30 protein-coding genes and 3 pseudogenes are annotated in these 26772 nt (G+C 44.4%); 23 read left to right on the plus strand and 10 right to left on the minus strand.

Features of this window, described 5'->3' with window-relative positions:
* Positions 1 to 39: 39 nt before the first annotated feature.
* The 13 genes from pgsA (at position 40) to argJ (ending at position 7992) form a co-directional block, all read left to right on the plus strand.
* Positions 40 to 576, plus strand: coding sequence for a CDP-diacylglycerol--glycerol-3-phosphate 3-phosphatidyltransferase (gene pgsA, locus N39L_RS02650; protein ID WP_006617727.1), 537 nt, complete (start codon positions 40 to 42; stop codon positions 574 to 576).
* Positions 577 to 879: 303 nt separating this feature from the next.
* Positions 880 to 1713, plus strand: a complete 834-nt coding sequence (locus tag N39L_RS02655; RefSeq protein WP_014274207.1) for a HAMP domain-containing protein — start codon at positions 880 to 882, stop codon at positions 1711 to 1713.
* Entirely contained in the window at positions 1713 to 2441 is a 729-nt protein-coding gene (locus N39L_RS02660; protein WP_231852073.1) for a sensor histidine kinase, read from the plus strand. Before N39L_RS02655 ends, N39L_RS02660 begins: the two co-directional genes overlap by 1 nt.
* Positions 2393 to 2842: an ATP-binding protein gene (locus N39L_RS02665; RefSeq protein WP_014274209.1), complete on the plus strand. Its 450-nt coding sequence runs from the start codon at positions 2393 to 2395 to the stop codon at positions 2840 to 2842. The genes N39L_RS02660 and N39L_RS02665 overlap by 49 nt, the downstream gene beginning before the upstream one ends.
* Before the next feature lie 176 nt (positions 2843 to 3018).
* On the plus strand, positions 3019 to 4611 hold the full coding sequence (locus N39L_RS02670; protein ID WP_006617728.1) for a glycoside hydrolase family 57 protein: 1593 nt from the start codon (positions 3019 to 3021) through the stop codon (positions 4609 to 4611).
* 219 nt (positions 4612 to 4830) lie between these two features.
* Entirely contained in the window at positions 4831 to 5028 is a 198-nt protein-coding gene (gene gifA, locus N39L_RS02675) for a glutamine synthetase inactivation factor IF7A (RefSeq protein WP_006617729.1), read from the plus strand.
* A gap of 54 nt (positions 5029 to 5082) precedes the next feature.
* On the plus strand, positions 5083 to 5280 hold the full coding sequence (gene gifA / locus N39L_RS02680) for a glutamine synthetase inactivation factor IF7A (protein WP_006668917.1): 198 nt from the start codon (positions 5083 to 5085) through the stop codon (positions 5278 to 5280).
* A gap of 54 nt (positions 5281 to 5334) precedes the next feature.
* A complete protein-coding gene (gene gifA, locus N39L_RS02685) occupies positions 5335 to 5532 on the plus strand; it encodes a glutamine synthetase inactivation factor IF7A (RefSeq protein ID WP_006668917.1) in 198 nt (65 codons plus the stop codon).
* Between the two features lie 54 nt (positions 5533 to 5586).
* Positions 5587 to 5784 carry a glutamine synthetase inactivation factor IF7A gene (gifA, locus tag N39L_RS02690; RefSeq protein ID WP_006668917.1) on the plus strand — a complete coding sequence of 66 codons (198 nt, stop codon included), beginning with the start codon at positions 5587 to 5589 and terminating at the stop codon, positions 5782 to 5784.
* Positions 5785 to 5838: 54 nt separating this feature from the next.
* A complete protein-coding gene (gifA, locus tag N39L_RS02695) occupies positions 5839 to 6036 on the plus strand; it encodes a glutamine synthetase inactivation factor IF7A (RefSeq protein ID WP_006668917.1) in 198 nt (65 codons plus the stop codon).
* A gap of 54 nt (positions 6037 to 6090) precedes the next feature.
* Positions 6091 to 6288, plus strand: coding sequence for a glutamine synthetase inactivation factor IF7A (gene gifA / locus N39L_RS02700; RefSeq protein WP_006668917.1), 198 nt, complete (start codon positions 6091 to 6093; stop codon positions 6286 to 6288).
* Positions 6289 to 6361: 73 nt separating this feature from the next.
* Positions 6362 to 6556 (plus strand): glutamine synthetase inactivation factor IF7A, encoded by a 195-nt coding sequence (gifA, locus tag N39L_RS02705; RefSeq protein WP_006616163.1) that lies wholly within the window; start codon positions 6362 to 6364, stop codon positions 6554 to 6556.
* Between the two features lie 194 nt (positions 6557 to 6750).
* Entirely contained in the window at positions 6751 to 7992 is a 1242-nt protein-coding gene (gene argJ, locus N39L_RS02710; RefSeq protein WP_006616164.1) for a bifunctional ornithine acetyltransferase/N-acetylglutamate synthase, read from the plus strand.
* A gap of 107 nt (positions 7993 to 8099) precedes the next feature.
* Here the strand turns inward: argJ and N39L_RS02715 are convergent, their stop codons facing one another.
* The 4 genes and pseudogenes from N39L_RS02715 to N39L_RS02730 form a co-directional block, all read right to left on the minus strand.
* Positions 8100 to 8738 carry a Uma2 family endonuclease gene (locus N39L_RS02715; protein ID WP_014274210.1) on the minus strand — a complete coding sequence of 213 codons (639 nt, stop codon included), beginning with the start codon at positions 8736 to 8738 and terminating at the stop codon, positions 8100 to 8102.
* Positions 8739 to 8780: 42 nt separating this feature from the next.
* On the minus strand, positions 8781 to 9524 hold the full coding sequence (locus N39L_RS02720) for a Uma2 family endonuclease (RefSeq protein ID WP_014274211.1): 744 nt from the start codon (positions 9522 to 9524) through the stop codon (positions 8781 to 8783).
* Between the two features lie 42 nt (positions 9525 to 9566).
* Positions 9567 to 10246: pseudogene (locus N39L_RS02725) on the minus strand (Uma2 family endonuclease).
* Positions 10247 to 10542: 296 nt separating this feature from the next.
* Positions 10543 to 10941 (minus strand): annotated as a pseudogene (locus N39L_RS02730) (response regulator transcription factor).
* A gap of 178 nt (positions 10942 to 11119) precedes the next feature.
* Between N39L_RS02730 and N39L_RS02735 the strand changes: the two are divergent.
* The 9 genes and pseudogenes from N39L_RS02735 to N39L_RS02775 all read left to right on the plus strand — a co-directional run bounded on the left by N39L_RS02735 (position 11120) and on the right by N39L_RS02775 (position 20881).
* Positions 11120 to 11290 (plus strand): hypothetical protein, encoded by a 171-nt coding sequence (locus N39L_RS02735; RefSeq protein ID WP_167538952.1) that lies wholly within the window; start codon positions 11120 to 11122, stop codon positions 11288 to 11290.
* Positions 11291 to 12576: 1286 nt separating this feature from the next.
* Positions 12577 to 12801, plus strand: coding sequence for a reverse transcriptase N-terminal domain-containing protein (locus N39L_RS02740; RefSeq protein WP_014274214.1), 225 nt, complete (start codon positions 12577 to 12579; stop codon positions 12799 to 12801).
* 21 nt (positions 12802 to 12822) lie between these two features.
* Positions 12823 to 13044 carry a hypothetical protein gene (locus N39L_RS02745; protein WP_014274215.1) on the plus strand — a complete coding sequence of 74 codons (222 nt, stop codon included), beginning with the start codon at positions 12823 to 12825 and terminating at the stop codon, positions 13042 to 13044.
* Positions 13004 to 13228: a hypothetical protein gene (locus N39L_RS02750; protein ID WP_014274216.1), complete on the plus strand. Its 225-nt coding sequence runs from the start codon at positions 13004 to 13006 to the stop codon at positions 13226 to 13228. The genes N39L_RS02745 and N39L_RS02750 overlap by 41 nt, the downstream gene beginning before the upstream one ends.
* A 1754-nt stretch (positions 13229 to 14982) precedes the next feature.
* Positions 14983 to 16158, plus strand: a pseudogene (locus tag N39L_RS02755) (group II intron reverse transcriptase); the annotation flags it as partial.
* Positions 16159 to 16702: 544 nt separating this feature from the next.
* On the plus strand, positions 16703 to 17377 hold the full coding sequence (locus tag N39L_RS02760) for a lecithin retinol acyltransferase family protein (protein WP_006616286.1): 675 nt from the start codon (positions 16703 to 16705) through the stop codon (positions 17375 to 17377).
* 22 nt (positions 17378 to 17399) lie between these two features.
* A complete protein-coding gene (locus N39L_RS02765) occupies positions 17400 to 18680 on the plus strand; it encodes an ABC transporter substrate-binding protein (protein WP_006616285.1) in 1281 nt (426 codons plus the stop codon).
* Positions 18681 to 18761: 81 nt separating this feature from the next.
* Positions 18762 to 20480, plus strand: coding sequence for a serine/threonine-protein kinase (locus tag N39L_RS02770; protein ID WP_014274219.1), 1719 nt, complete (start codon positions 18762 to 18764; stop codon positions 20478 to 20480).
* A 206-nt stretch (positions 20481 to 20686) separates the two neighbouring features.
* Positions 20687 to 20881 carry a high light inducible protein gene (locus tag N39L_RS02775; protein WP_014274220.1) on the plus strand — a complete coding sequence of 65 codons (195 nt, stop codon included), beginning with the start codon at positions 20687 to 20689 and terminating at the stop codon, positions 20879 to 20881.
* A gap of 130 nt (positions 20882 to 21011) precedes the next feature.
* On the opposite strand, the gene N39L_RS02780 is transcribed toward N39L_RS02775, so the two are convergent.
* Positions 21012 to 22088 carry a D-alanine--D-alanine ligase family protein gene (locus tag N39L_RS02780; RefSeq protein ID WP_006617436.1) on the minus strand — a complete coding sequence of 359 codons (1077 nt, stop codon included), beginning with the start codon at positions 22086 to 22088 and terminating at the stop codon, positions 21012 to 21014.
* Between the two features lie 302 nt (positions 22089 to 22390).
* Between N39L_RS02780 and N39L_RS02785 the strand changes: the two genes are divergently transcribed.
* Positions 22391 to 22702 (plus strand): CZB domain-containing protein, encoded by a 312-nt coding sequence (locus tag N39L_RS02785; protein WP_006617435.1) that lies wholly within the window; start codon positions 22391 to 22393, stop codon positions 22700 to 22702.
* A gap of 107 nt (positions 22703 to 22809) precedes the next feature.
* Here the strand turns inward: N39L_RS02785 and N39L_RS02790 are convergent, their stop codons facing one another.
* The 5 genes from N39L_RS02790 to N39L_RS02810 all read right to left on the minus strand — a co-directional run bounded on the left by N39L_RS02790 (position 22810) and on the right by N39L_RS02810 (position 26676).
* Complete coding sequence (locus N39L_RS02790; protein ID WP_006617434.1) at positions 22810 to 23217, minus strand: DUF309 domain-containing protein; 408 nt, start codon at positions 23215 to 23217, stop codon at positions 22810 to 22812.
* A gap of 139 nt (positions 23218 to 23356) precedes the next feature.
* The gene (locus N39L_RS02795) at positions 23357 to 23722 is read right to left on the minus strand and encodes a ferredoxin-thioredoxin reductase catalytic domain-containing protein (protein ID WP_014274221.1); all 366 of its coding nucleotides are present in this window, start codon (positions 23720 to 23722) and stop codon (positions 23357 to 23359) included.
* A gap of 114 nt (positions 23723 to 23836) precedes the next feature.
* Positions 23837 to 24379, minus strand: coding sequence for a cyclic nucleotide-binding domain-containing protein (locus N39L_RS02800; protein WP_006617432.1), 543 nt, complete (start codon positions 24377 to 24379; stop codon positions 23837 to 23839).
* Between the two features lie 168 nt (positions 24380 to 24547).
* A complete protein-coding gene (locus N39L_RS02805; protein WP_014274222.1) occupies positions 24548 to 25366 on the minus strand; it encodes a tetratricopeptide repeat protein in 819 nt (272 codons plus the stop codon).
* A 29-nt stretch (positions 25367 to 25395) separates the two neighbouring features.
* Positions 25396 to 26676: a glycosyltransferase family protein gene (locus N39L_RS02810; RefSeq protein ID WP_014274223.1), complete on the minus strand. Its 1281-nt coding sequence runs from the start codon at positions 26674 to 26676 to the stop codon at positions 25396 to 25398.
* Positions 26677 to 26772: the final 96 nt, after the last annotated feature.

Here is a 26772-nt window from a genome sequence, read left to right on the forward strand (position 1 = left end):
TTTTTAAAAAACCCATTCAAACCCAGAGATATTGTCATCATGAATTTACCGACATTAATCACCACCTCCCGTCTCTTAGGGATTCCCTTTATCTTGTGGACTCTACATCAACCCACCCCAGAAAATCGCTGGATCTGTCTAGGTATTTTTCTAATTGTCGCCGCCACCGATTGGCTAGATGGCTACCTAGCCAGAAAACTGAACCAAGTCACAGACTTAGGGAAATTCCTCGATCCTCTAGTAGACAAATTACTGGTATTAGCTCCTCTGTTAGCACTAATTGAAATCGGCGAAATTCCCGCCTGGGGGGTGTTTCTGATGTTCGGTAGAGAATTGGCGATCGCCGGGTGGCGAGTTAATCAAACTCAAATTTCTGGAGCCAACCTTTTTGGCAAAATCAAGACCGTTGTGCAAATAGTCGCCATTGCTTTATTAATTGCTCCCCTTCCCTCCGTCTGGGAAACAATTGCGATCGGCATATTTTGGCTCGCCGTAGCCATCACTTTAATTTCCGGTCTAATTTATATTTTTCTCCCCCGACCCAGCCAAGAAACCCCCCCAAATCATTCCAGCTAATTTCACCCAAACCGGAACTTTTCCGAATCAACTGGACTCACCCCCTGAGCATAACCAATTCCCAAGTTCTGTTAAAATAATTATAGCCATCTCAGGTGTGCATTCCCCTAGAGGCAGGGTGTAGGGTGTTAGGCATAGGGGGTTCAATACACCAATAATAACTTGCTCTTATAATTTGGGGCTGTGTTTTGAGTTTTGTTCGTGAGTTATCCATGATTGTTCTCACCAATTGGTGTGCCAAAATTAACGCCGTAACTACCAATTTATATAACTTGATAACTAGGTTAACAATAGGTGATTTAGATGGGAAAGTTTCAGGGTAAACGAGTTTCGCTAGTCAAAAAACTAACTATAGCCATGACCGGGTTAGTCATTGTAGTAGTAACCAGCGTCACCTGGCTTTCCCTTCAGCTTCAGCAACAAAGTTTTAAACAAGAATTAGAACAACAGGCTAATATATTACTAGAAACCCTCTCCATTGCCTCCGCTGAACCTTTGGCGGTTTCAGACGTTCAGTTTCTCACCCGACTAATGGAGCAACTGGGAACTGCTCAAATTTTAGTTTCCGGTCATATATATCAATCCGAAGGTCTGGTAATTGCAGATGTCTATAACTCGGATATTTTTGCCAATGATATTGACCTAAAACCTTGGGCTTTGGAGTTGCTAAACAGCCGAAAAACCCGGTTCAATTGGCAGTATCAAAATCAACAACTATTGGGAGGAAAAGCTGTTGCCTTCAACGGTAATATCGTGGGGGCTGTCAGTGTCGGACTTGCCACCCAACCCCTAGAAAATAAAATGGCAACCGTCCGCAATCAGGGTTTAATTATTGCGATTATTGCCACCATAGCCGGGGCTTTTCTCGCCTCAATAATTAGCCGTTCAATTACTGAACCCCTTAAACAAATGACCGCCGCCACCAAAGAATTAGCCGCCGGAGATTTAGAGTTAAAAATCGACCTACAAAGCCAAGACGAACTCCAGGTTTTAGCGGATTCTTTTAACAAAATGACTAAGCAATTGCGAGATTTGGTAGAAAGTAAGGAGCAACTAATTACTAGCTTAGAATTGCGAGCGGAAGCAGAAAAAGTGAAGCCAAAAATAGAGCTTTGCTTAATGCCATACCCGATTTAATGCTGAGATTTAATAAAGAAGGTCTTGTTTTAGACTTTAAAGCATCTAGGGGGGGTGAATTAATCAAGTCAATTTTGGACTATATACACCAGAGTATTTATGATTTATTGCCGAATAATTTGGCTAATCTTTATCTAAAAAATGTCAATCAAGCCCTAATCACTCAGGAAGTACAAGTATTTGAATATGAATGGTTTTTTGAGGAAAAACGCCATCATTTTGAATCCCGAATTGTGGTAAGTGGTGAAAATGAAGTCCTGGCAATAATCCGTGATATTACGGAAAGTAAATTAGCTCAAATTGAATTACAACGAGCTAAAGATGCTGCCGAAAGCGCCAACCATGCGAAAAGTGAATTTCTAGCCAGTATGAGTCATGAACTGCGTACACCGTTAAATGCGATTATTGGTTATAGCGAACTGTTGCGAGAAGATGCTTTTGATTTAGGCTATACAGATTTTATTCCCGACCTGGATCAAATTCGAGCATCAGGACTGCATCTGTTAACTATTATTCAAGATATTTTAGATATTTCCAAATTAGAATCAGGGATGATGACGGTTTGCTTAGAAAACTTTAATATTGCCACCTTAATCAAAGAAATCGAAGCACTGGGCAGCCATTATTCCAAAAAAATCATAACCAACTTAAAGTCAACTGTACCCCTGATGTTGAGGGAATGTATGCCGATCGCATCAAAGTCAAACAAGTATTGCTTAACCTTCTGAGTAACGCCGCCAAATTCACAGAAAATGGCTTGGTCAACTTAAATGTGATTTATATAGGTCAGCTTGACACCAAAATCTCGGCCTACCTGCGGGAAAATTTAGCCTCATCAGTCTTAGTTAATGACGAACACCAATTACAAGGTGGGGTGGCTTTTGAGGTCATCGATACGGGAATTGGCTTGACCACAGAACAGATGACCAAAATCTTTGAGCCCTTCGAGCGAGCGGATAACTCCACCACCCGCCGCTACGAAGGAACCGGGTTAGGACTATCAATCAGCAAAAGATTTTGTGAGTTAATGGGAGGAGCCATCACCGTGGCCAGTGAAATCGGCGAAGGGTCAACCTTTACGGCATATTTCCCCCTAGTTATGGGTGAAAACACATTTACGGGAATGTGACACCCCAAGAAATCAGGCGATCGCTTCCAAATCGCCAATTTCATCACAGCGCCCCCGACCAATTTCGCTACAATTAACATTGTCCTGTGATTACCATAGTGATTTAAAATCTTAACATATTGTGAATCCACCGGGACCCTAACTCCCTATAAATCCTTAATTTGCCCTAAATCATTATGTCTATTGGCTATCTCGCCCTGGTACTCCATGCTCACCTACCCTTTGTCCGGCATCCCGAAAGTGACTATGTATTAGAGGAAGAGTGGCTGTTTGAAGCCATTACCGAAACCTACATTCCTCTGATCCAAATGTTTGAAGGACTCAAACGTGATGGCATTGAATTCAAAATGACCATCAGCCTGACCCCTCCTCTGGTGTCCATGCTCCGCGATCCGCTTTTGCAAGAACGCTACGACCAACACCTAGCCAAACTCCAGGAATTGGTCGAGAAAGAAGTTGATCACAACCAACATAACGACCATCTAGTTTATCTAGCCAAACATTATATTGAAGAATTTGCCCAAGCCCGTACCCTCTGGGAAAGATATAGCGGGGATTTAGTTACAGCCTTTAAGCAATTCCAAGACAGTAACAACCTAGAGATTATCACCTGTGGAGCCACCCACGGCTATCTACCCCTGATGAAAATGTACCCCCAAGCGGTACACGCCCAAATCCAAGTCGCCTGCGAACACTACGAAGAAAACTTTGGTCGCCCCCCCAGAGGTATCTGGCTGCCAGAATGCGCCTATTATAATGGCTTGGAAAGGATTGTCGCCGACTGTGGCTTACGCTACTTTCTCACCGATGGTCACGGGGTACTATACGCCCAACCCCGTCCCCGATTTGGCACTTATGCCCCCATCTTTACGGAAACCGGAGTCGCCGTTTTTGCTCGCGACCATGAATCATCCCAGCAGGTCTGGTCTTCCCAGGTGGGATATCCCGGCTCTCCCGAATATAGAGAGTTTTATAAAGATTTAGGTTGGGAAGCTGAATATGAATATATTAAACCCTATATCATGCCCAACGGTCAACGGAAAAATACGGGCATCAAATATCACAAAATTACTGGGCGCGACTTAGGACTAGCGGATAAAGAACTCTACGACCCCTATTGGGCTAAACAGAAAGTCGCCGAACACGCCGCTAATTTTATGTTTAACCGAGAGCGCCAGGTTGAACACCTACAGGGGATTATGCAGCGCCCCCCCATTATTGTCTCTCCCTATGATGCGGAACTTTTCGGACACTGGTGGTATGAAGGTCCTTGGTTCCTAGATCTTCTGTTCCGCAAGACTTGGTTTGATCAAGATGTTTACGCGATGACCCATCTAGCTGATTATTTACAGACTTACCCCACCCAGCAAGTCTCTCGTCCGGCTCAGTCTAGTTGGGGTTATAAGGGATTTCATGAATATTGGCTTAACCATACTAACTCCTGGATATATCCCCATTTACATAAAGCCACAGAGCGCATGATTTCCCTGGCTTGTCGAGAGGCTCTTAATGAGTTGGAACTGCGCGCTCTCAATCAGGCGGCGCGGGAATTGCTGCTGGCTCAATCCTCTGACTGGGCTTTTATTATCAGTTCTGGGACTATGGTTCCCTATGCTGTGCGCCGCACTAAATCCCATCTGATGCGCTTTAACAAGATTTATGAGGATATCAAGGTGGGTAAAATTGATGCGGGATGGCTCCAAAAGGTGGAAACTCTCGATAATATCTTCCCCAACATTAACTATCGGGTCTATCGACCTGTGATGTAGGCTCTCCCCTACCCCCGACCCAACTCTCTTATCATCCGTTCAACCCTAGCCACTAACCGGGCTGGGGCTTTTTTGTCACAATGCGATCGCTAATTTAGCCCGAAACTAATGTTAAATTTTGTAAACTTCTGGTATTCTGTAAAATAGACTACAGAATTTTATAGTATAGTAGTAAGCGTGGGGGAAAAAACCCACTCAAATCACTAGGAGACAAAAAACATGGGTACTCAGGACCAAGCACGGGCGTTAATGATGGGTCATCACCAAAATATCAAGAACCGTCAGCAATCTATGCTCGACCGTTCTGCTCAGGAAGTAGGTATGGAAGATGTGAGTGACTACTACAGCACCATCCAAGGGAAACCTAACTCCAATTCAAGTATGAGTTACGATCGCAGTTCCTCATCAATGAGTTAAAGCACTTCAACCCTTTTTAAATCAGTTAATTCCATATACTAGGAGACAAAAATCATGGGTACTCAAGACCAAGCACGGGCGTTAATGATGGGTCATCACCAAAATATCAAGAACCGTCAGCAATCTATGCTCAACCGTTCGGCTCAAGAAGTAGGTATCGACGATGTGGGCGATTATTATAGCACCATCCAAGGGAAACCTAACTCCAATTCAAGTATGAGTTACGATCGCAGTTCCTCATCAATGAGTTAAAGCACTTCAACCCTTTTTAAATCAGTTAATTCCATATACTAGGAGACAAAAATCATGGGTACTCAAGACCAAGCACGGGCGTTAATGATGGGTCATCACCAAAATATCAAGAACCGTCAGCAATCTATGCTCAACCGTTCGGCTCAAGAAGTAGGTATCGACGATGTGGGCGATTATTATAGCACCATCCAAGGGAAACCTAACTCCAATTCAAGTATGAGTTACGATCGCAGTTCCTCATCAATGAGTTAAAGCACTTCAACCCTTTTTAAATCAGTTAATTCCATATACTAGGAGACAAAAATCATGGGTACTCAAGACCAAGCACGGGCGTTAATGATGGGTCATCACCAAAATATCAAGAACCGTCAGCAATCTATGCTCAACCGTTCGGCTCAAGAAGTAGGTATCGACGATGTGGGCGATTACTATAGCACCATCCAAGGGAAACCTAACTCCAATTCAAGTATGAGTTACGATCGCAGTTCCTCATCAATGAGTTAAAGCACTTCAACCCTTTTTAAATCAGTTAATTCCATATACTAGGAGACAAAAATCATGGGTACTCAAGACCAAGCACGGGCGTTAATGATGGGTCATCACCAAAATATCAAGAACCGTCAGCAATCTATGCTCAACCGTTCGGCTCAAGAAGTAGGTATCGACGATGTGGGCGATTACTATAGCACCATCCAAGGGAAACCTAACTCCAATTCAAGTATGAGTTACGATCGCAGTTCCTCATCAATGAGTTAAAGCACTTCAACCCTTTTTAAATCAGTTAATTCCATATACTAGGAGACAAAAATCATGGGTACTCAAGACCAAGCACGGGCGTTAATGATGGGTCATCACCAAAATATCAAGAACCGTCAGCAATCTATGCTCAACCGTTCGGCTCAAGAAGTAGGTATCGACGATGTGGGCGATTATTATAGCACCATCCAAGGGAAACCTAACTCCAATTCAAGTATGAGTTACGATCGCAGTTCCTCATCAATGAGTTAAAGGACTGCAACCCTTTTTAAATTCCTCATTTCAATCTGACTTAATAAATATCAATTAGCGGGAGACCAAAACCATGTGTACTCAAGATGAAGCCAGGGCGCTAATGATGCGTCATCATCATAACATCAAGAACCGTCAGCAATCTATGCTCAACCGTTCGGCGCAGGAAGTAGGTATCGATGTTGGGGATTATTATAGCACGATTCAAGGCAAACCCCATTCCGACTCACGGGATAACTACGATCGCTCCCCAGCTTCGATGAGTTAAAATTTCAACACCACGAAAAATTGAAAAATCTTTGTCCCCACCCCCACCTAGCCGTCTTCAGGTGGGGGATAGTTAATTATCCATGAATTTGTTTGTGCAAATCCCCACTGTGGCAATCCAGCTGGGTGGGGATTTTCAATTAAAACTTGGTATAATGCCTTCTGCTCAAGAGTAGATGCTAGAAGGCGAAACCTATGTCAGAGTGGCAAAAGATTGATGGTGGCATCACCGCACCCAAGGGATATAAAGCCAGTGGAATCACCGCCGGGCTCAAACCTTCTGGAGCGCCAGACTTAGCGTTGATTATATCATATGTAGAGGCGATCGCAGCGGGGGTATTTACGACATCCCAAGTGCGCGCCGCCTGTGTAGATTATTGTCGGCAAAAGTTAGAAGCGAAACCCAGTGCGCGGGCGATTTTATGTAATTCCGGTCAAGCCAACGCCGGGACAGGACAGCAGGGGTGGGAAGATGCCCAAGATAGTGCGAAAGCCTTGGCGGCGGCGTTAAATATTGATCCAGATTCGATTTTACTAGCTTCCACCGGAGTCATCGGTAAACGGATTAAAATGGAGGAACTCATAGCAGCCATTCCCCAATTAGTGTCTGAGGTTTCCGAAAACGGGGGGACAGCGGCAGCCGGGGCAATTATGACGACGGATTTGGTGATGAAATCCATTGCTTTAGAAACTCAATTTGGCGATCGCCCGGTGCGGATTGGTGGCATTGCCAAAGGTTCGGGGATGATTCATCCTAATATGGCAACAATGCTGGCTTTTGTCACCTGTGATGCTGCGGTTTCTCCTCCTCTGTGGCAAGAAATGCTGACTAGGGCTGCCAATCGTAGTTTTAATCAAATTACAGTTGATGGGGATACTAGCACCAACGACACGCTGATTGCTTTAGCTAATGGTCAGTCCCGCACTCCGGCAATTACTGGACCCGGACCTGATGCTGATAAATTAGAAGCGATGCTGACAGCGGTTTGTGAACATTTAGCTAAGGCGATCGCCAGAGACGGAGAAGGGGCCACCTGTTTAATTGAAGTGCAGGTAACTGGCGCACCCACAGAAGCAGCAGCGGCTATGGTTGCTAAAACTATTGTTGGGTCTTCTTTATTAAAGGCAGCGATTTTCGGTTGTGACCCTAATTGGGGAAGAATTGCCGCCGCCGCCGGACGGGCTGGGGTTCGTTTTGACCAGGATAAGTTAGAGATTTCCTTGGGTGAGTTTCAACTGATGAAAAATGGTCAGCCTTTAGCTTTTGATGAAGCCGCAGCCAGTAATTATTTAAAACGGGCGAAAACTGCCGCTTATCTTGAGGAAGACACGGTGTTAATCAAGGTTAAAATTGGTGATGAGCCAGGAAGTAGTAAGGCTTGGGGATGCGACCTTAGCTATGATTATGTAAAAATCAATGCAGAATACACTACTTAATTGGTCAGGATCTGAGAAACCCGGTTTCTTTTCATCCCCCTGACTCAGAAACCCGGTTTATCTGAGGAACCGGGTTTATTGTCCCGACAAATATCAAGTATTCGCGATCAGAGGGTTTCTGGATCGATACCCATTTCCCGCAGTTTAGCAAAGGCGCGATCGCGTTCATCAAACAAATCTCCCGGTTCTTTGAACAATTCCCCATTAGGATGATAGACAGCTAAACCATCATCAAACAGTTCAAAGCGAATGTTCAACAGTGGAGAAGTCCAGGGCAATTGTAGGGGTCTAATTAAGACAAAATTCTCTGGTGCTGTAGTCCGTTGAAAACCCCAAAAATCATGGGATTGGGGATTATAAAAATACATCTCCAGCACGCCATACTGTTGATAAAATTGTTGTTTGGCGGCTATTTCGCTCATGGTGTTACTGGGGGAGAAGATTTCAAACACCACTTGTGGCGGGATGTTTTCTTCTTCCCACTGTTTATAACTACCGCGATCGCCATCACGACGACCCAAGACCACCATAGCATCCGGTGCTTGTCGGGGGGCGGGGGGGCGTTCCACCTGGACGGGATACCAGAGTAAATCCCCCGCCACAAAAGCCACTTGTGACTTCAGGAGTTGTTTAAGGTTGCTGACTAGGCGCACAATCCAGCGATATTGGAGGGTATTTTCCGCCATGGGTTTACCATCAGAGTCGGGGTAGAGGATATCAGCGGGGATAGGAGTTTGAACCATCATTCAGTACCCGGATGAATCAAGACTAATCCATTCTAACAATTATCAGAGGGTTTCTGGATCGATACCCATTTCCCGCAGTTTAGCAAAGGCGCGATCGCGTTCTTGTTGTGCCTCATGGCGTTCTTGCTGTGCGCGATCGCGTTCTTGTTGTGCCTCATGGCGTTCTTGTTGTGCCTCATGGCGTTCTTGCTGTGCGCGATCGCGTTCATCAAACAAATCTCCCGGTTCTTTGAACAATTCCCCATTAGGATGATAGACAGCTAAACCATCATCAAACAGTTCAAAGCGAATGTTCAACAGTGGAGAAGTCCAGGGCAATTGTAGGGGGGTAATTAACACCAAGCTATCTTCGGGGGTAGCCCGTTGAAAACCCCAAAAATCATGGGATTGGGGATTATAAAAATACATCTCCAGCACGCCATACTGTTGATAAAATTGTTGTTTGGCGGCCATTTCGCTCATGGTGTTACTGGGGGAGAGGATTTCAAACACCACTTGTGGCGGGATGTTTTCTTCTTCCCACTGTTTATAACTACCGCGATCGCCATCACGACGACCCAAGACCACCATAGCATCCGGTGCTTGTCGGGGGGCGGGGGGGCGTTCCACCTGGACGGGATACCAGAGTAAATCCCCCGCCACAAAAGCCACTTGTGACTTGAGGAGTTGTTTAAGGTTGCTGACTAGGCGCACAATCCAGCGATATTGGAGGGTATTTTCCGCCATGGGTTTACCATCAGAGTCGGGGTAGAGGATATCAGCGGGGATAGGAGTTTGAACCATCATTCAGTACCCGGATGAATCAAGACTAATCCATTCTAACAATTATCAGAGGGTTTCTGGATCGATACCCATTTCCCGCAGTTTAGCAAAGGCGCGATCGCGTTCTTGTTGTGCCTCATGGCGTTCTTGCTGTGCGCGATCGCGTTCATCAAACAAATCTCCCGGTTCTTTGAACAATTCCCCATTAGGATGATAGACAGCTAAACCATCATCAAACAGTTCAAAGCGAATGTTCAACAGTGGAGAAGTCCAGGGCAATTGTAGGGGGGTAATTAACACCAAGCTATCTTCGGGGGTAGCCCGTTGAAAACCCCAAAAATCATGGGATTGGGGATTATAAAAATACATCTCCAGCACGCCATACTGTTGATAAAATTGTTGTTTGGCGGCCATTTCGCTCATGGTGTTACTGGGGGAGAGGATTTCAAACACCACTTGTGGCGGGATGTTTTCTTCTTCCCACTGTTTATAACTACCGCGATCGCCATCACGACGACCCAAGACCACCATAGCATCCGGTGCTTGTCGGGGGGCGGGGGGCGTTCCACCTGGACGGGATACCAGAGTAAATCCCCCGCCACAAAAGCCACTTGTGACTTGAGGAGTTGTTTAAGGTTGCTGACTAGGCGCACAATCCAGCGATATTGGAGGGTATTTTCCGCCATGGGTTTACCATCAGAGTCGGGGTAGAGGATATCAGCGGGGATAGGAGTTTGAACCATCATTCAGTACCCGGATGAATCAATATTCACCTATTATATAGTGACCCTAGAACAGTTGTGGAATAAGCCCTCGCCCTCAATGTGAATCCCAGAGAGGGAGAGGAACTTTCGCTCACAATTATCAGAGGGTTTCTCGATCGATACCCAATTCCCGGAGTTTGGCTCTGGATAATGATATGATGGGGGGAGGCTAAAGCTGTTAATTGCATTGACCACCTACCATATTAATCAACCCGCCTTAACCCCCATTTTGGGGGCGACTTATTACTTAGTATATATTGATAAGTATCTCTATGTAACTACTGCATTTGTCCGGCTACAGTCAGAATTTTATGCACAGTTATTTGTAGTTTTTCTGGGTCAAAAGGTTTAGTTAAATATTCAGTAGCGCCGGCTAAACGCCCTTCAATTTTATCGCAGACAGTATCCCTAGCAGTTAACATGATAATCGCTAACTTTTCTAAATGGGGAGTCCGCCTAATAATTCGACATAATTATAAGCCATCTACACCCGGCATAGCAATATCTAACAACATTAAATCAATCGAATCATGATGTAATTTTCCCAAGGCTTCTAGGGTATTGCTGGCTACTAAAATTCGATAATTTTCCCATAGGGTTTGTCGCACCATTTTTGGGATTACTAGACTATCATCCACTGCTAGAATGGTAGCTGGGGAGGTTTCATTAAGACACATAATTATTCTCCTTGATGCTTATTGAAATCTGGGTTAAATTCAATAATATAATAGAGTGAGTGCGAGACGTTTAGGAGTCAAATAAGGCTGCAATACCTGAAATAACCTCCTAGTGGGACTTCCACCCCTTGGTGGAATATAAGGGATTCGCACCCCTGACCATCCCATAACTGTTTATATGTCCCGACGCTTGGAGAAATCTAAGCAAGGCAGGGGACTCAAGGTCATAAACCAACTGAGAAATCAGGGCGTTGAGAGTAACGGCGATAGCCACCCCCAGTTTGAGGAATCACAACCCGTCAGATTGAAGCGGGGAACGGAAGGCGTGAGGGAAACCTATTCCCAATAATCCGACCACTGCCAACCATCCATGACTAAGGAAATCTGAATGTTCCGGCTTGAACCATCGTAATTATTAAGTAGCGAAATAGGTTGATACGCTGCGCTCAAAAGAGCAAGGGGAAAAGTAGGAGTTTTCATTCACTACCTACACAGACCTTTAAAAGTACCCCGGTGGAAAGGACAAGTCTACAGATGGAATGCCCATATAAACGGAACGTTTAAACCCCTTTTTAGGCTCTCGACAAGTACATCTTGTTGAGCAGTGAAAGTGTAATCGTATGCCTTTAAGGGGAAGGGATGTGACTGAAAGCCAAGGCCTAATTGTAATGGTTAGGATATGCCCACTAGTCACGGTGTAGATATAGTTACTGCAATCAACAGGAGTTTAACGGCGAAAGCGAGTTTAAATACTACGATGTTGTATTTAGCTCCAAAAGTTGAAGTACAAAAGCAGGGGTTGGTAACCCTGTTCCCGTTGCCAAGGGGTATCTACATCAGGAGCCGTGTGATGCGAAAGTATCAAGCACGGTTTGGAATGGGAGTGGGGGAAGGCGACTTCCCTCTCGACCCCTACCAATAGTGCGATACGTTTAGGAGTCAAATAAGGCTGCAATGCCTGAAATAACCTCGTAGTGGGACTTTCCCCCCTTGGTGAAAAATATGACTCGTCCCCTGACCATCCCATAACTGTTTATATGTCCCAACGTTTGGTATAAAAATATACAAACAAGGCAGGGAACCCAAGGTCAAAACGAACTAACTCATACAATTCCTTATAGGAAGCCCAGAAATGGATAAGTAAAGTTAGGGAGTTAGGGTAACGGCGATAGCCACCCCCAGTTTTAGGAATCACACCCCGTCAGATTGAAGCGGGGAACGGAAGGCTCCAAGGTGTAACCTAACACCAGAAACGAGACCACTGCCAACCATCCATGATTAGGGAAACCGAATGTCCGGCATGAACCACCGTCAATATTAGGTAGCGAAATAGGTTGACACGCTGCGTTCAAAAGAACAAGGGGAAAAGTGGGGTTTTCTCTACAACACCTACACAGACTTTTAAAAGTACCCCGGTGGAGAGGAAAAATCTAAAGATGGAATGCCCATATAAACAGAACGTTTTAAGTCCTCCTGGACTCTGAGAGTATGGTCGATACCTCAGTAGGGATAAGTGTAACCGCAAGTCCTAGAGGATGTGAGATGTGACCAGAAGCCAACGCCCTGCTGTAATGGTAGGGATATGCTAACAGGTCACGGTTTGATTGTAAGAAATAGAGTCTAGTAGGTGTACAAATGGCGATAGCGAGTTTAAAGAGAGGATTTGGCAAGCCCAAACCAACCAAGACTACGAACAACGCATGGAAGGCAATCCCATGGACTAAGGTTCAGCGGAAAGTTTTCAAGCTCCAAAAGAGTATATTCCAAGCAGCTAAATCGGGACAGGATGCAAAGGTTAGAAGGTGGCAACGTCTATTGGTGAAATCATATTATGCCCGACTCTTAGCAGTGCGGCTGTAGGGGCGGGTTCCACGGTCAGCCATGCTTCCCAACAGTCAGCTTAATAAACCCGCCCCCCAGGCGGGTCAAGGCAAGAAAACTGCCGGAGTTGATGGAATGAGAGCAATCTCCCCAAGACAAAGGTTTGAGCTTGTTAAGAACATTAAGGGAAAACTCAAAACAAAACCGCTACGATGGGTGTGGATTCCAAAACCCGGTAGGGATGAGAAAAGCGGGAATGGGAATACCCACAATCCAAGATAGAGCAAGGCAAGCCTTGGTTAAATCGGCACTCGAACCTGAATGGGAATCGAGATTTGAATGCACAAGCTACGGGTTCAGACCGGGAAGGTCAACCCAGGACGCAATAGCAAAAATTCACCTAAGTATCAACAAGGGTGAGTATTATGTACTAGATGCGGGTGCGAGACGTTCGGGTATGAAATAGGGCTGAAATGCCCGAAATAACTGCCCGGTGAGGATTCCAGCTCCGAATCTGGATATAAGGAGACCTCTCCTGAGCATCCTCATAACTGATTATATGTCCCGACGCTTAGGTAACTAAGCAAGGCAGGGAACTCAAGGTCATAAACGAACTGAGAAATCAGGGAGTAGAGAGTAACGGCGATAGCCACCCCCAGTTTTGGAAATCATAACTCCAGGATAGAAGCGGAGAACGGAAGGCGTGAGGTAGAACCTACTACCAAGACGCGACCACTGCCAACCATCTATGATTAGGAAGACCGAATGTCCGACTTGAACCATCGTAAAGCACGAGCAGCGAAATAGGTTGACACGCTGCGCCCAAAAGGGCAAGGGGAAAAGTGGGGGATTCTGCATTCTACCCACACAGACCTTTAGAAGTACCCCGGTCGATAGGACAAATCTAACGATGGAATGCCCATATAATCGGAACGTTGTAACCCCTCTAATGCTCTGCCCATAAACAAGTGAGTAATGCAATTCACAAGGCACTAGTGAAAAATGTAAGCGCATGCTTAGAGGGCTAAGGATGTGACCAGAAGCTAAAGCCCAATTGTCATGGTGGGGATATGCCCAATTGTCACGGTGTGGATATAGATACTGCGGTCAGTAAGAGTATAATGGCGAGGACGAGTTGAAAGACTACGTGCTGCATATAGCTCTGAACATCGAAGTAAAAAGCAGGTCTGTTGATTCTGCTCCTTTGACAAAACAGGGTATCCACACCAGGAGCCGTATGAAGGGAAACTTTCACGTATGGTTCTGAATGGGAGGGGATGGTGGTGACTCCATTCTCGACCCCTAACATATAGCGTGCGAGACGTTTAGGAGTGAAATAGGGCTGCAATGCCTGAAATAACCTCCTAGTGGGACTTCCACCCCTTGGTGGAATATAAGGGATTCGCACCCCTGACCATCCCATAACTATCTATGTGTCTCAACATCTGGCTTCGACAACCAGATAAGGCAGAGAGACTCAAGGTCAAGACTGAGCGAAAAAAAAGAGGGAAGTTGTGAACCCCTTGAGTATAACGTAAGGTTGAGAGTAACGGCGGTAGCCACCCCCAATTTGAGGATTCACACTCAACGGGTTGAAGCGGGGAACGGAAGGCGTAATAGAGGAACCTACCTCTCACTCGAGCACTGCCAACCATCCATGATTAGGGAAACCGAATGTCCGGCTTGAACCATTGTAATGCGTCAGTAGCGAAATAGGTTGATACGCTGCGCTCAAAAGGGCGAGGGAAAAAAAGTAGGAGGCTGCTATAACTACCTACACAGACCTTTAAAAGTACCCCGGTGGATAGGACAAATCTAAAGATGGAATGCCCGCATAGATGGAACGTTTAAACCCCTCATTGGCTCTCAAGTGGCGGGATGTACCCGTGGAGTAGTGAAAAGTGTAAGCGTATGCCTTTAAGGGGAAAGGATGTGATTGAAAGCTAATGCCTAACTGTAATGGTTAGGATATGCCCACTAATCACGGTGTGGATATAGAGGCCGCGATAAGTAAGAGTTTAATGGCAGCGAGTTGAAAGACTAACGCAAGCATATAGCTTTGAAAGTTGAGGTCATAAAGCAGGGGGTTGTAACCCTGTTCCCAGTGACAAAAGGGGTATCTACATCAGGAGCCGTGTGCTGGGAAACTCGCGAGCACGGTTTGGAATGGGAGGGGTAGGCTGTGAAGTTTATCTCGACCCCTAACAAAATGCTCTTACCGTGAACCATGATTACCTACTGTCCAAAACTCATTGTCCAAGTAGCCTAAAAAGAGACCTGAAACAATGGCTCAAAGCAGGTGTGCTAGATAACGGTGTATTTGAGGATACAGAAGCAGGGACACCCCAGGGAGGGGTAATAAGTCCAATACTCGCTAACATCGCACTGTTGGGGATGATTAGGTTAATTGAAAAACTGTACCCTAAGAAAACAGACAATCGCCCGTATGCGAATGTCATAAGATACGCCGATGATTTTGTGGTCATCTCAAAAGACCTAGGAATCATTGAACAGTGCCAAACTGCAATCACCGAATGGCTTAAACCTGTAGGCTTAGAAATAAAACCTGAAAAAACTCGAATCTGTCACACGCTCAAACCTATTGAGTATGATGATAAAACAGAGAAACCAGGGTTCGACTTTCTAGGATTCAATATCAGGCAATATCCAGTAGGAAAATATAAATCTGGAAAAACAGGGGGACCTAAGAGCCGATTAATCGGACATAAAACCCACATAAAACCCAGCCAAAAAGCAGTTAAAGCCCATACAGAAGTGATTAAAGGTGTAATAGAACAACATAAAACAGCACCTCAGTCAGCCCTGATTAGCAGACTAAACCCGATTATCCGAGGATGGTGAAACTATTATTCAGCGGTAGTCTCAACCGAGACATTCAACAAACTAGACAACATAGTTTGGCAAATGATACGGGCATGGACAGTGTCAAGATGCGGAAAGGCAAGCCATGAAAAGCTAAGGAATTACTTCAGAAATGGAACAGTTAAACTTAGCAATGGGAAAGAAAGACATGAAACTTGGTTGTTCCAAACCAAAGATGGGTTACATCTATACAAACACAACTGGACTCCAATTGTCAGACATACCCTAGTGCGCCCTGACGCAACACCATACGATGGAAATTGGACTTACTGGGCAACCAGGAAAGGTCAAGCAATCGACACGCCAAATAGAGTTGCCAAACTACTCAAGAAACCAAAAGGTAGATGTACCTGGTGTGGGCAATTCTTTACCCCGTCAGACTTGATTGAAGTAGACCATATTGTACCTAGAAGCCAAGGCGGAAAGGATGAATACAAGAATCTTCAATTATTACATCGCCATTGTCACGATGATAAAACAGCTCTTGATGAAGAGATGTTGCTGTACTCTTAACAAGGAGACGGTCAAACTAGGAGCCGTATGAGGTGAAAGTCTCATGTACGGTTCTGCTGCTGAATGGGAGGGGTAGACCGTGAGGTCTATCTCGAACCCTAATTTAGCTTTGTGCAGCCCAATTATGGCGATTGCCTATATACCAAAAAACTCTATGGACTGGCCAAAATTACCCGACTGGCTTACCTCATCAATTCACTGAGGGACTCGCGCCCTTTGATGGTTTGTCAATGGGCGTATTCAGCCCTTGACCTGTTCAAAAGTTTAAGTATAATGTCAAAAGCCTTTCCTCCCATTATATAACAATGATTCCCTGTCAAAACTAAAGATTTATTTAATGGTATAATCTTGTTAACCAAGTCTTTACGGTTAACCCTCGAATCTAAATCACCTCCCTGATAGTATATTGTTGAGGAAATCCCCCAGTAAATGAGGCGATCGCAGTTGACTGTTTTCACTGTTTGTGGTATAATAACCAATTCGCTGTCAACTCAACTAAATTATGTCAAACTATGAAGGATAATGGTTTGTTAGGTGGAGTCCTATGGCGCGAGGAGATCAGATTTATGTTTACCGGGAATTTCTGAATATGGATGGAGTCTACGAACATCACGGTATTGACTGTGGAGACGGGACAGTTATCCATTACCGCAAACCCAGCGAAACCATTGAACGAACATCCTTGAGAACTTTTAGCAAAGGTAAACCAGTTTATATTCGCAGTTATCCAGTCCGCTATATTCCCGAGACCACCATACAAAGGGGAGAAAGTCGGCTAGGGGAACGCAAATATAATCTACTATTTAATAACTGTGAACATTTTGCCACCTGGTGTGTAACCGGAGTGAGTGATAGCCGACAAATTCGTGATTTTATTCCAGTTATCAACCATATAAATGTTGAGAATTTAAACGACCCGATCGCCAAAGCCTTACGAACAGCGCCCAACGATAATTTACCGCAGTTAATTAATAATGCCTTAACCGATATTAGAACCGCGTGGAATGATATTCAACCCCAATATCAAGAAGCCTTAGCCGAAATGAAATCCTGGCATCAAGTAGCAATTAACGCCATGAAGCAAAACCGGGAAGACCTAGCCAGGGAGGCACTAAAACGTAAACAAACCTATAAACAAAGGGCGCGGGAATTAGAAGCGGACTTAAAAAAACTAGCAACTCTGACTGAAGATTTAGTACAACAACAAACCCAACTGTAGCCCAAAAACGAGGCATAAAACTATGGCAAAATCTCCAGATAATCACCGTAAAAGTAGCCCGTTCAAATGGTGGAGTAAAATTCTCCTAATTTTAGGTTTATGTATATTAGTGGGTGGTTGTCAATTTCAACCCCCGACAACAGAGGGAGTGATTAACCTAACTTTGTGGCATGGAATTAATCCCCCACCCAACCGGGATGTTTTCCAAAAGTTAGTCGATCGCTTTAATCAAGACCATCCCCATATTCAGGTAGAAGCGCTATATATTGGTCAACCGGATCAACAAATGCCGAAAATCTTAACCGCAGTAGTCGGAAATGCGCCGCCAGATATTTTATGGTATACACCAATTATTACAGGTCAACTGGTAGAATTAGATGCCATTAAACCGATTCAAGATTGGTTAAATAACTCCCCGGTAAAGGCAGAAATTGATCCGGCTTTATGGACAGGAATGGAATTAGAAAATCAGATTTGGTCTGTACCTATGGCTACTAATAATACAGCCATTTTTTATCGTCCGAGTTTATTTGCAGCCGCCGGAATTGAGACCATACCTTCCACTTGGTCAGAGTTCCGAGAAACCGCCGCCAAATTGACAGCAGCAGGGGAGAAGTATGGGATAGTATTACCCCTAGGTAAAGGGGAATGGACGGTATTTACCTGGCTACCATTTATGTATAGTGCGGGTGGAGAATTAGTCAGAAATGGTGAAGCCAATTTAGTTAATCCTGGGGCGATCGCCGCCTTAGAATTTTGGTCAAATTTGATAGAAGATGGTTCAGCAATTCTCTCCGCACCGGAAAGAGGTTATGAACAGGATAACTTTATTTCTGGTAGGGTAGCCATGCAAATTACCGGACCTTGGACTTTAGGTTATCTCGACCAAATTGGTATTGATTATGGAGTGTTTCCTATTCCCGCAGAAAATCAACAGGCGGCGGTAGTTGGGGGTGAAAATTTGTGGGTGATGAAAACCACGCCAGACCGAGAAAAAGCCGCCTTAGAGTTTCTCGAATATGTAGTCGGATCGGAATTTCAAACGGAGTGGAGTTTAGGAACCGGATATTTGCCGATTAATTTAAAAACTCGCCTTGACCCCCGTTATCAAGAATATGTGGCTAAACAACCAGCTTTGAATGTCTTTTTACAGCAGATGAATTGGGCGGTATCTCGTCCGAATATTGCCGGATATAGTCGCATTTCCGAAAATTTAGGTAGGGCGATCGAAGCTACACTATTAGGACAATCGCCCCAGTCAGCCCTGAAAGCCTCTCAAAACCGCCTTAGACTTGCGTTATAATCGACAGCCTAAATTTTCCCGTACCGCCGTAAATTTGGATAAATTGCCTGATTGTAAAATGCTGTTAACATCAAAAAAAACATGAGTTATTGTATTAACCCCAAGTGTTTACAACCCCAAAATTCTGACCAGGAAAAATACTGTCATAGTTGTGGATTTTCCCTGTTGTTACACAACCGTTATCGCCCCCTACAGCCCATTGAAAAAGGAGGATTTGGTCGGACTTTTTTGGCGAGAGATGAAAGCAGACCATCCCATCCTCATTGTGTAATTAAAGAGTTTGATTTTTCCGAAAAAAATGCCAGCTATAATCACGCTGTCAAGTTATTTAATCAAGAGGCGGTGCGCTTAGATTGTTTGGGGGAACATCCTCAAATTCCACGGCTATTAGCTTATTTTGAAGAACATCAACTTTTGCTATTAGTTCAAGAGTATATTCCGGGAAAAACGTTATTACAAGAATTGGAACAAGACGGATTATTTGATGAACCTAAAATTTGGCAGATATTACGAGATTTATTACCAGTCCTGAAATTCATTCACGATCGCGATATTATTCACCGAGACATCAAGCCAGCCAACCTCATCCGTCGCCGTCTTAGACACCCTTTACCACCCTCTCCTATAGCTTTTAATAACCCAGATACCATAGGGGAAACTAGCACCAGTGCAGCGATAGGTAATTTATCCTCAAAGTCAATTCGCGATCGCCCTCGACCATTACCGCAGCCACCCCCTCGACCATCAGTAAAATCGAGAAATTCGGAATCTCAAATAATCGAAAAGGGTCTGATAGTATTAATTGATTTTGGCGTGGCTAAGTTACTAACAGCCACCACCATTAGTCGCACAGGAACTATTATCGGTAGTCCCGAATTTATGGCACCAGAACAAACTCGCGGGCGAGTATTTCCAGCTAGTGATTTATATAGTTTAGGCGCAACTTGTTTATATTTACTTACCGGAGTTTCCCCCTGGAATTTATATGATACCGTCCTCGAAAAATGGGTTTGGCGCGATTTTTTATCCCCCGAACGTATGGTTAGCGATAAATTAGGAAAAGTCCTTGATAAATTAGTCAATAATCAAATCCTAAAGCGCTATAATTCGGCGGCGGAAGTGTTAGCGGCTATCTCCACATCACCCCCCAAGACCTCCCCTCCCACCCAGAAAGTTCTCAAACCTCAGTCCCCACCTAAAACCGCCCATAAAGCCTCAAAAACTAGGAAGCATAAAACCTCCCCCCCATCATCGGAACCCGCGAATTTAACTGACAATTTAAAGGGTAATTTTCAGGCAATGTTAGGGCGAATCATACCCGCCTTAACTCAACCCAGATATGATGAAGATTTGACTTCCGAGACGGGTGTAGACTATGGAGAGTTACAGCAATTATTAGCGACTCATAGATGGCGAGAAGCTGACCGAGAAACCTGGATTATATTATGTCGCGCGTTAGGGAAAGGCGGACGACCCTATTTACATTATAATGATTTGAAAAAGTTACCTTGTGAGGATTTAACCATCTTAGATAACTTATGGGTGAAGTATAGTAATAATCGGTTCGGGTTTAGTATTCAAGCTCAAATTTATCTACAGGTGGGGTCAGACTATGGGAAATTTTGCGATCGCGTCGGTTGGCTAAACCATATCGGACACGACCCCTCACTGGGCTTTCGCTATAATTTTAATCTTCCCAGAGGACACCTTCCCACCCGCCTTTGGGTGATGAATGGAGGTAAGTGGTGGCTACATTTGGAAATCATCAGCCAACGACTAAAAGACTGTGGGTTAATTTAATTGGCTAGGCTAGGCTGGGGTGCGGTTTGCTCCCAATTTTTGTTGAATAACCGGATGGGATATAGTTAAATCTAATCATCCTAATAATGACTATCTATTGATGGGTTATTCTATCCTCTCCCTCTATGTTGGTCTGTTCTCTGTCACCGAGACACAAATTATTATATTATAATTTAATCATGATGCAGTAAGGACTAAAACATCTAATGACAGAAACCCCTCAACCAACTACAACAACCCCTCAACCAACTACAACCCCCAACTTACAAGAACCCAAATTTGGGTTTAACTCCTATTCGGAACGCCTCAATGGTCGCGCGGCGATGATTGGGTTTGTGATTACCTTGGCGATCGAATATTTCACCGGACAGGGACTATTAGCTTGGCTAGGGTTAAGCTAAATTGCTATTTTCCGCCGTGAATCCGGCGATTTAACGCCCACTAACCCCCCCAGCTAAGGGGGGGAATCATTACAACCCTACCAGCTCTTTAAAGGCAGATTTATCGGGTATCGGGTATTTGGGCAGTGAATTAGGGGGCTTCAGCGGCTTGGGTATGCCTTTCTAGGGCTAATTCAATGAGTTGATTTACCAATTCGGGAAAGCTGACTCCTGTGGCTGACCACAGTTGCGGATACATACTTAAAGCGGTAAAACCGGGGAGGGTGTTGATTTCATTCAGCAAGACTTCTCCGGTTTTTTCGATATAGAAGAAATCCACCCGCGCTAGTCCAGCAGCATCGACAGCGAGGAAGGCTTCGATCGCCATATCTCGGACTTTAGAAGCGATCGCTGTATCAATAGGCGCTGGAATCATCAGATTAGCTTTGCCATCAGTATACTTAGTTTCGTAGTCATAGAAATCGCTATTATAGCTAATTTCTCCCACCACCGACGCTTTCGGATAATCATTGCCTAAAACAGCACATTCTAGTTCTCTGGCTTCGACTCCCGCTTCTACAATAATTCGCCGATCATAGGTAGCCGCAGCATCTAAAGCGGTTTCGAGTTCCTGACGCGATCGCACTTTGGAAATGCCAACAGAGGACCCCAAATTAGCAGGTTTCACAAAGCAGGGATAACCCAAAGCCGCATCAAGGTCATCGCATAATTTCGGGAAAATACAGGGGTTAGACCATACTTGACTACGCCGCACTGCTTGATAACGCACTTGCGGAATTCCCGCCTGAGAAAAAGCCATTTTCATGGCGATTTTATCCATACCAACCGCAGAACCGAGAACCCCCGAACCCACATAAGGCACTTGCATTAAGGTTAACATACCCTGAACTGTGCCATCCTCACCATTGGGACCGTGGAGAATTGGAAACCAAAGGTCTATATCCTTGACAGTGGCGGGGTTAGGAATGCGATCGCTTGGTATCACTTCCCCTGTCACTGTTAGGGGTTGACCCGACTCTAAAACCGCTTCCGCCTCCGTCCCTCTATGCCACACCCCATTTTTTTCTATATATATGGGGACTACCTCATATTTACTGGGGTTTGGGTCTATAGAGAGTGCATTGGCGATCGCCTTAGCCGAGGTAATGGAAACCTCATGCTCTCCCGAACATCCACCAAACAACAGTCCAACCCGGAGTTTTGTCATATTACCTTACAACCTAATTTCCCGATTAACTTTGACACAATCTCTGGAAAAATCCAAGCTAATGGCGGGATATTTTCTTATGTAACCGTAGATGACATACCGTCCATTGTCATATTAGTTCGCTTGTGATGATTGATTCACCACAACCATCCTATCATATTGGGGGCTTATTTGATATGACAAAACATTAAGTAATTTTCCCTAAAATAGAATCGTTAAGCTATAATAAAACCTGTTAGTTAAGGAACCCAAGTAAAATGATTAACTTGTCCCTAGTTAAAGCCCAACACACCCTCTGACAGATGAAATTCCGTCGGTTTCTCTCTGATAGTGAACAGACTTTTCCTGATGTCAGCTTGCTTTCCCACAATGATTGTTATCTGGGAAAGTGGCTTGATGGTAAAGGATTATCTGAATATGGCAATTGCCCGGAAATCAGGTCCTTAGAAAAAGTTCACCGTCAACTTCACCAGGTCGCTAAAAATAGCATTACCCTAAAATGTCTGGGTAAAGTGGAATCAGCTTACCCGGAAGTTCACAAAATCGAACCTCTTTCCCAACAAATTATCACTTTGTTGGAACGTCTGGAGAAAAAAGTTGCAGCTTTAAGATAAGTTAGCTTTAGCAGACTAAGCGCCAGCATTTGACTGTCCCAATGAAGAATAGGTAAGGGATATATATTTTCGGTTTTCCAAGTTTTTTTTAATCCATTACGCTCAACCTATAAAGACGTAGTATCTAAAATTTCAATGGTTGGCAAAATCCCAGTTTTATGGTTTTCCAAACCTTCTCTAAAATCCTGCACATTTTCCTTGCCTGATTCTTGCAAAGCCTTTAATAGGGTCGCCGTTTCCGTCACTAATTTATCGACATTAATATCAAAATAACTCGGCTGATAGTAACCCAGGCGAGAAATTCCTTCCCCCATCAAAATAACTGCTCCTTGCCAATTATCATTACTGAGATGATACAGAGAAACAGCAATTTGTAAAATGCCTTGATAAAACCGCTTTTCAGGTTCTCCGGCTTCCATCCAGATAGCTTCTAAAGTATCATGGCAGGCGTAAAATTCCCTTTGATTAAACTCATTAATTCCTTGCCAAAACTCAGGAGGAATATCTTTAACCATTGTCTTATCCTTACCTATAGCACAACCCGCGACATTACATAAATAATATAATCCCCCTGTGAATAAGGGGGAGTTAGAGGGAGTTAGAGGGGGGTAAAATAACTTTTACCTGTTCCCTAGTTACTGGTGATATGGTAGCTCAAACCATGCTTTTTCTGGCTTCTTCTAACACTTCCATCTCAATGGTTTGCTGATCTCCGGCAAAATCATTATCTGGGGTTAAGAAAAGCATACAATGGCACTCTTTGCGTTCCCGCATGGGGATGCAAGGACAATTCCAGAAAGCATCTTTGACCTCTGCCTCTTTATCTTCATAGTGGCGGCAGGGACATAGGGGGGAACCTAAATCATCCTTATGCTTGGCAAGTCCTTCAATTACTACCGCTGTCACTGAGGGTTCAGCACAAAAATAGGTTTCAGTTCGTTTAGCATACTGTTCGGCGAATCGTTTCATCGCCTCTAGGCTTTTGGGAGTGGAGAGTTTTTCGTTGATCTGCTCTGTCATTATGGAAGCACTCTTGACTAAATCCGCTTTTAATATTTTAACCCAAAACCGGATCTTGTTCAAATTCTACCTAGGGCGATCGCCAAAATTCCCCATTGGTCTTAGGCATCCCGTTTAGGTTGGCACTACATATTCACCTCGCAGACGTTGTATAATTTCCCGAAACCGATATCCGTCCTCATCGAGAGATTGCTCAATTTCTGTGGTAGAACTATTAGTTTCCGAAGCTAAGGGTTTTTGTTGACCAAACTGGGTCACAGTATTTCGGAGACGATAGGACAAAAACTTACTTACTGCTCGATAAAATCTCAGAGAAAACAAAGCATCCCACTCCAATTTTTCTGATAATTTTTCACGAGGAACCGATAAGACTAAACAAGGTTCTTTGGCGGTAACTGTTGCTGAAGGCATACGACCATCAACAAAAGACATTTCTCCGATAACTTCTCCTATACCCAGTGTAGCCACTTCTCGATTTCCCAAGGCGGCTACTGATGCCACCAATGTACCATCAAGAACGATATAAAGGGCTTCAATTAGCTGACCTTCTGTAATTAAAACCATGCCAGACTCAAGTTGCTGTTGCTGACCATTAGCAATAATCCAGTCCAGGTCACGATCGCTTAATTCTCCCAAAATAGCTAGTGTTTTATTCATAGGTCATCACGAAGGTAATTATTAACAATTTTAGGATAGCTGAATAACCAGTTATCACCTCACCCGTGAATCAATTAATTAATTAATTACTACTCCTCACTATTTGGCTGTTGTCTGGCACCCTAATTTCCTTAACTGTTGATAGCCTATCGATAGCCTACCGATGGCTTAATACAATTGTAGCATAAGCTGCTTACGATACTGAGGGATAAGTGGATGGTCTGTGCCGAGAAGGTCAAACACTGCCACCATAGCCTTTCTAGCGCCATCTTCGCGATATTTACGACTAATGCCGACAATCTTTAGAAATAATGAAAGACCCGCCTCATATTCCTCATTAATGATATGCTGACAGGCTTGAGCATAAAGCTGTTCGATTTCGGTTTCTCCAGGGTTTTCAGCAGCGGCTCGAAATTCGATCAATTTTTCCACCGCACGGGCTTTAGCATAAAACTCTCGGTTATCGGGTCTAATAGTTGCCAACATTTTTTGGGCGGCTTCAATTTCATTCACGGAAATCAGAAACTGAGCAGCTTTAATAATTAGTTCGGGATGATTGGGATATTTTTCAAACAAAAAATCAAACAAATCTTTGGCTTTTTTCAGATTCCCGGAATTGGTAGCATTATCAATAGCTTCTAATCCATTTTCCAAGTATGATTTAAGGTTAAAACCTGCCAATAGTTCCCGGAGTTGAAGTTCTGATATCGCGCCGACAAAACCAGGTTTAACCTCTCCTTTGGTAATTATGCGGACATCAGGAACCCCCTCAATGTGATATTGACTGGCTAATTCTGGATTGCGATCTACATCGACTTTGGCTAAGATAAAATCGTATTCCCCCGTCAGTCGCTCTAGTATTGGTTTCATGATTTGACAAGGGCCGCACCAGGTGGCAAAAAAATCCACCATCACTAAAGTTTCCCAGGATTTATCAATAACTTCCGCCTGAAAATTATCCTGGCTAACATCAATAGCATATCCCATCTGAACCTCCCACAATAGATAATAATTAATCAACTCTCGAACATTTCAACTACCATATTAGCCAATTTTTGAGCGGCTCCAGGTTGTCCCCGGACCTGTCGCAAGCGATCGCTAATAGTTTCGAGACGGTGGGGGTTTTGCAAATATTCCAAGATGCGATCGCCAATAAATTCTGGCCTTAGCCTTCCCGAAAATTCCGGGACTATTTCTGACCCCGCCCAAATATTCGGCCAAGCCAATAACTTACCAGTGCGCTGTATATACCATAGTGCGGCCCTATTAATTCCCCTAGCCATGAGGCCACCAACACCAGGCAAATTTGCTAAAATTCCCGGGATACCATCCCACGATCGCATAGCATCAAGTTGATAACTCGGAAGTAAAACCGCCATAGGTATAGCTAAAGCACCCAATTGAGCAGTATTAGCCCCCACCGTAGTCACAGCGAAACAGCAGCGGGAAAGCAAGGAATAAGCGGGGTGGGGAGTATACAGATAGACCTGTAACCCGGTTTTAGTTTGTAGCATGAATTGATCACCTATCTGTTGGAGATCGGCGGCTACACCGGGGAAATAATTAACCACGGGATTATATTCAGGGTTAGCCAGTTGTGCAATAGTGGAGACCTCCACCGTGGGAGCCACAGGAATGATAAATTGAGTTTGAGGGCGGCGCTGGTGGATATATTCGGCGATCGCCAAAGTCAAGGGTACACCCTGAGCCAGTTTAGCCATTTTCGAGCCCGGAAGCAGAGCAATAAGTTCCGTCAGAGGTGGCTGTAGCAGCGAGTAAGGCTTGATTTCCTCCAGGGTGGGGGAGGAAGTCACATCAGCCATCAAGTCCCCTATAACAGTGCATTTTGAGGCGTATAAGTCAGGTATACGGCTAATGATTTCCGGTTTCATGACCGCAAATTGGTCAACCCACCGCCACCAACGGATATCCCATTCTCCGTAAACTATACTTTGATATCCGAGGCGGCGGGCAATGATGGGGGTAAAGGCTTGGTCGCCGCCTAAAAATAACACTAAACCCTTTTCTCGCCAATCCCAATTTTGGGCAGTTTTTCCTAACAGTAAAAATTTCCAGAAATGTTGGGAACCCTGAACCCGGTTAATTCCTAAAAGCGATCGCCCGATTTCTACTTCCTTGCCGGTAGCGTGAGGACAGGGTGATAGAATTAGGGAAATTCTCAGATCTTTATGGCGATCGCTATTTTGAGATCTAATAGCTTCTAGGACTGGTCGCACCCAGGTAGTTAATTCTCCTGGTCCGTTGGAGAGGATAAGGATATCGGCGGCTGTGGACATGGCTTGGCGATCGCTTAGTTATCATGATTAAGTATTATCTAATTTTCGCCTCTCAACCAGGTTTCTGATAACCTCTAATAAGTGCTATGAACTTTA

Source organism: Limnospira platensis NIES-39 (assembly GCF_026000695.1).
Taxonomy (GTDB): Bacteria; Cyanobacteriota; Cyanobacteriia; order Cyanobacteriales; family Microcoleaceae; genus Limnospira; species Limnospira platensis.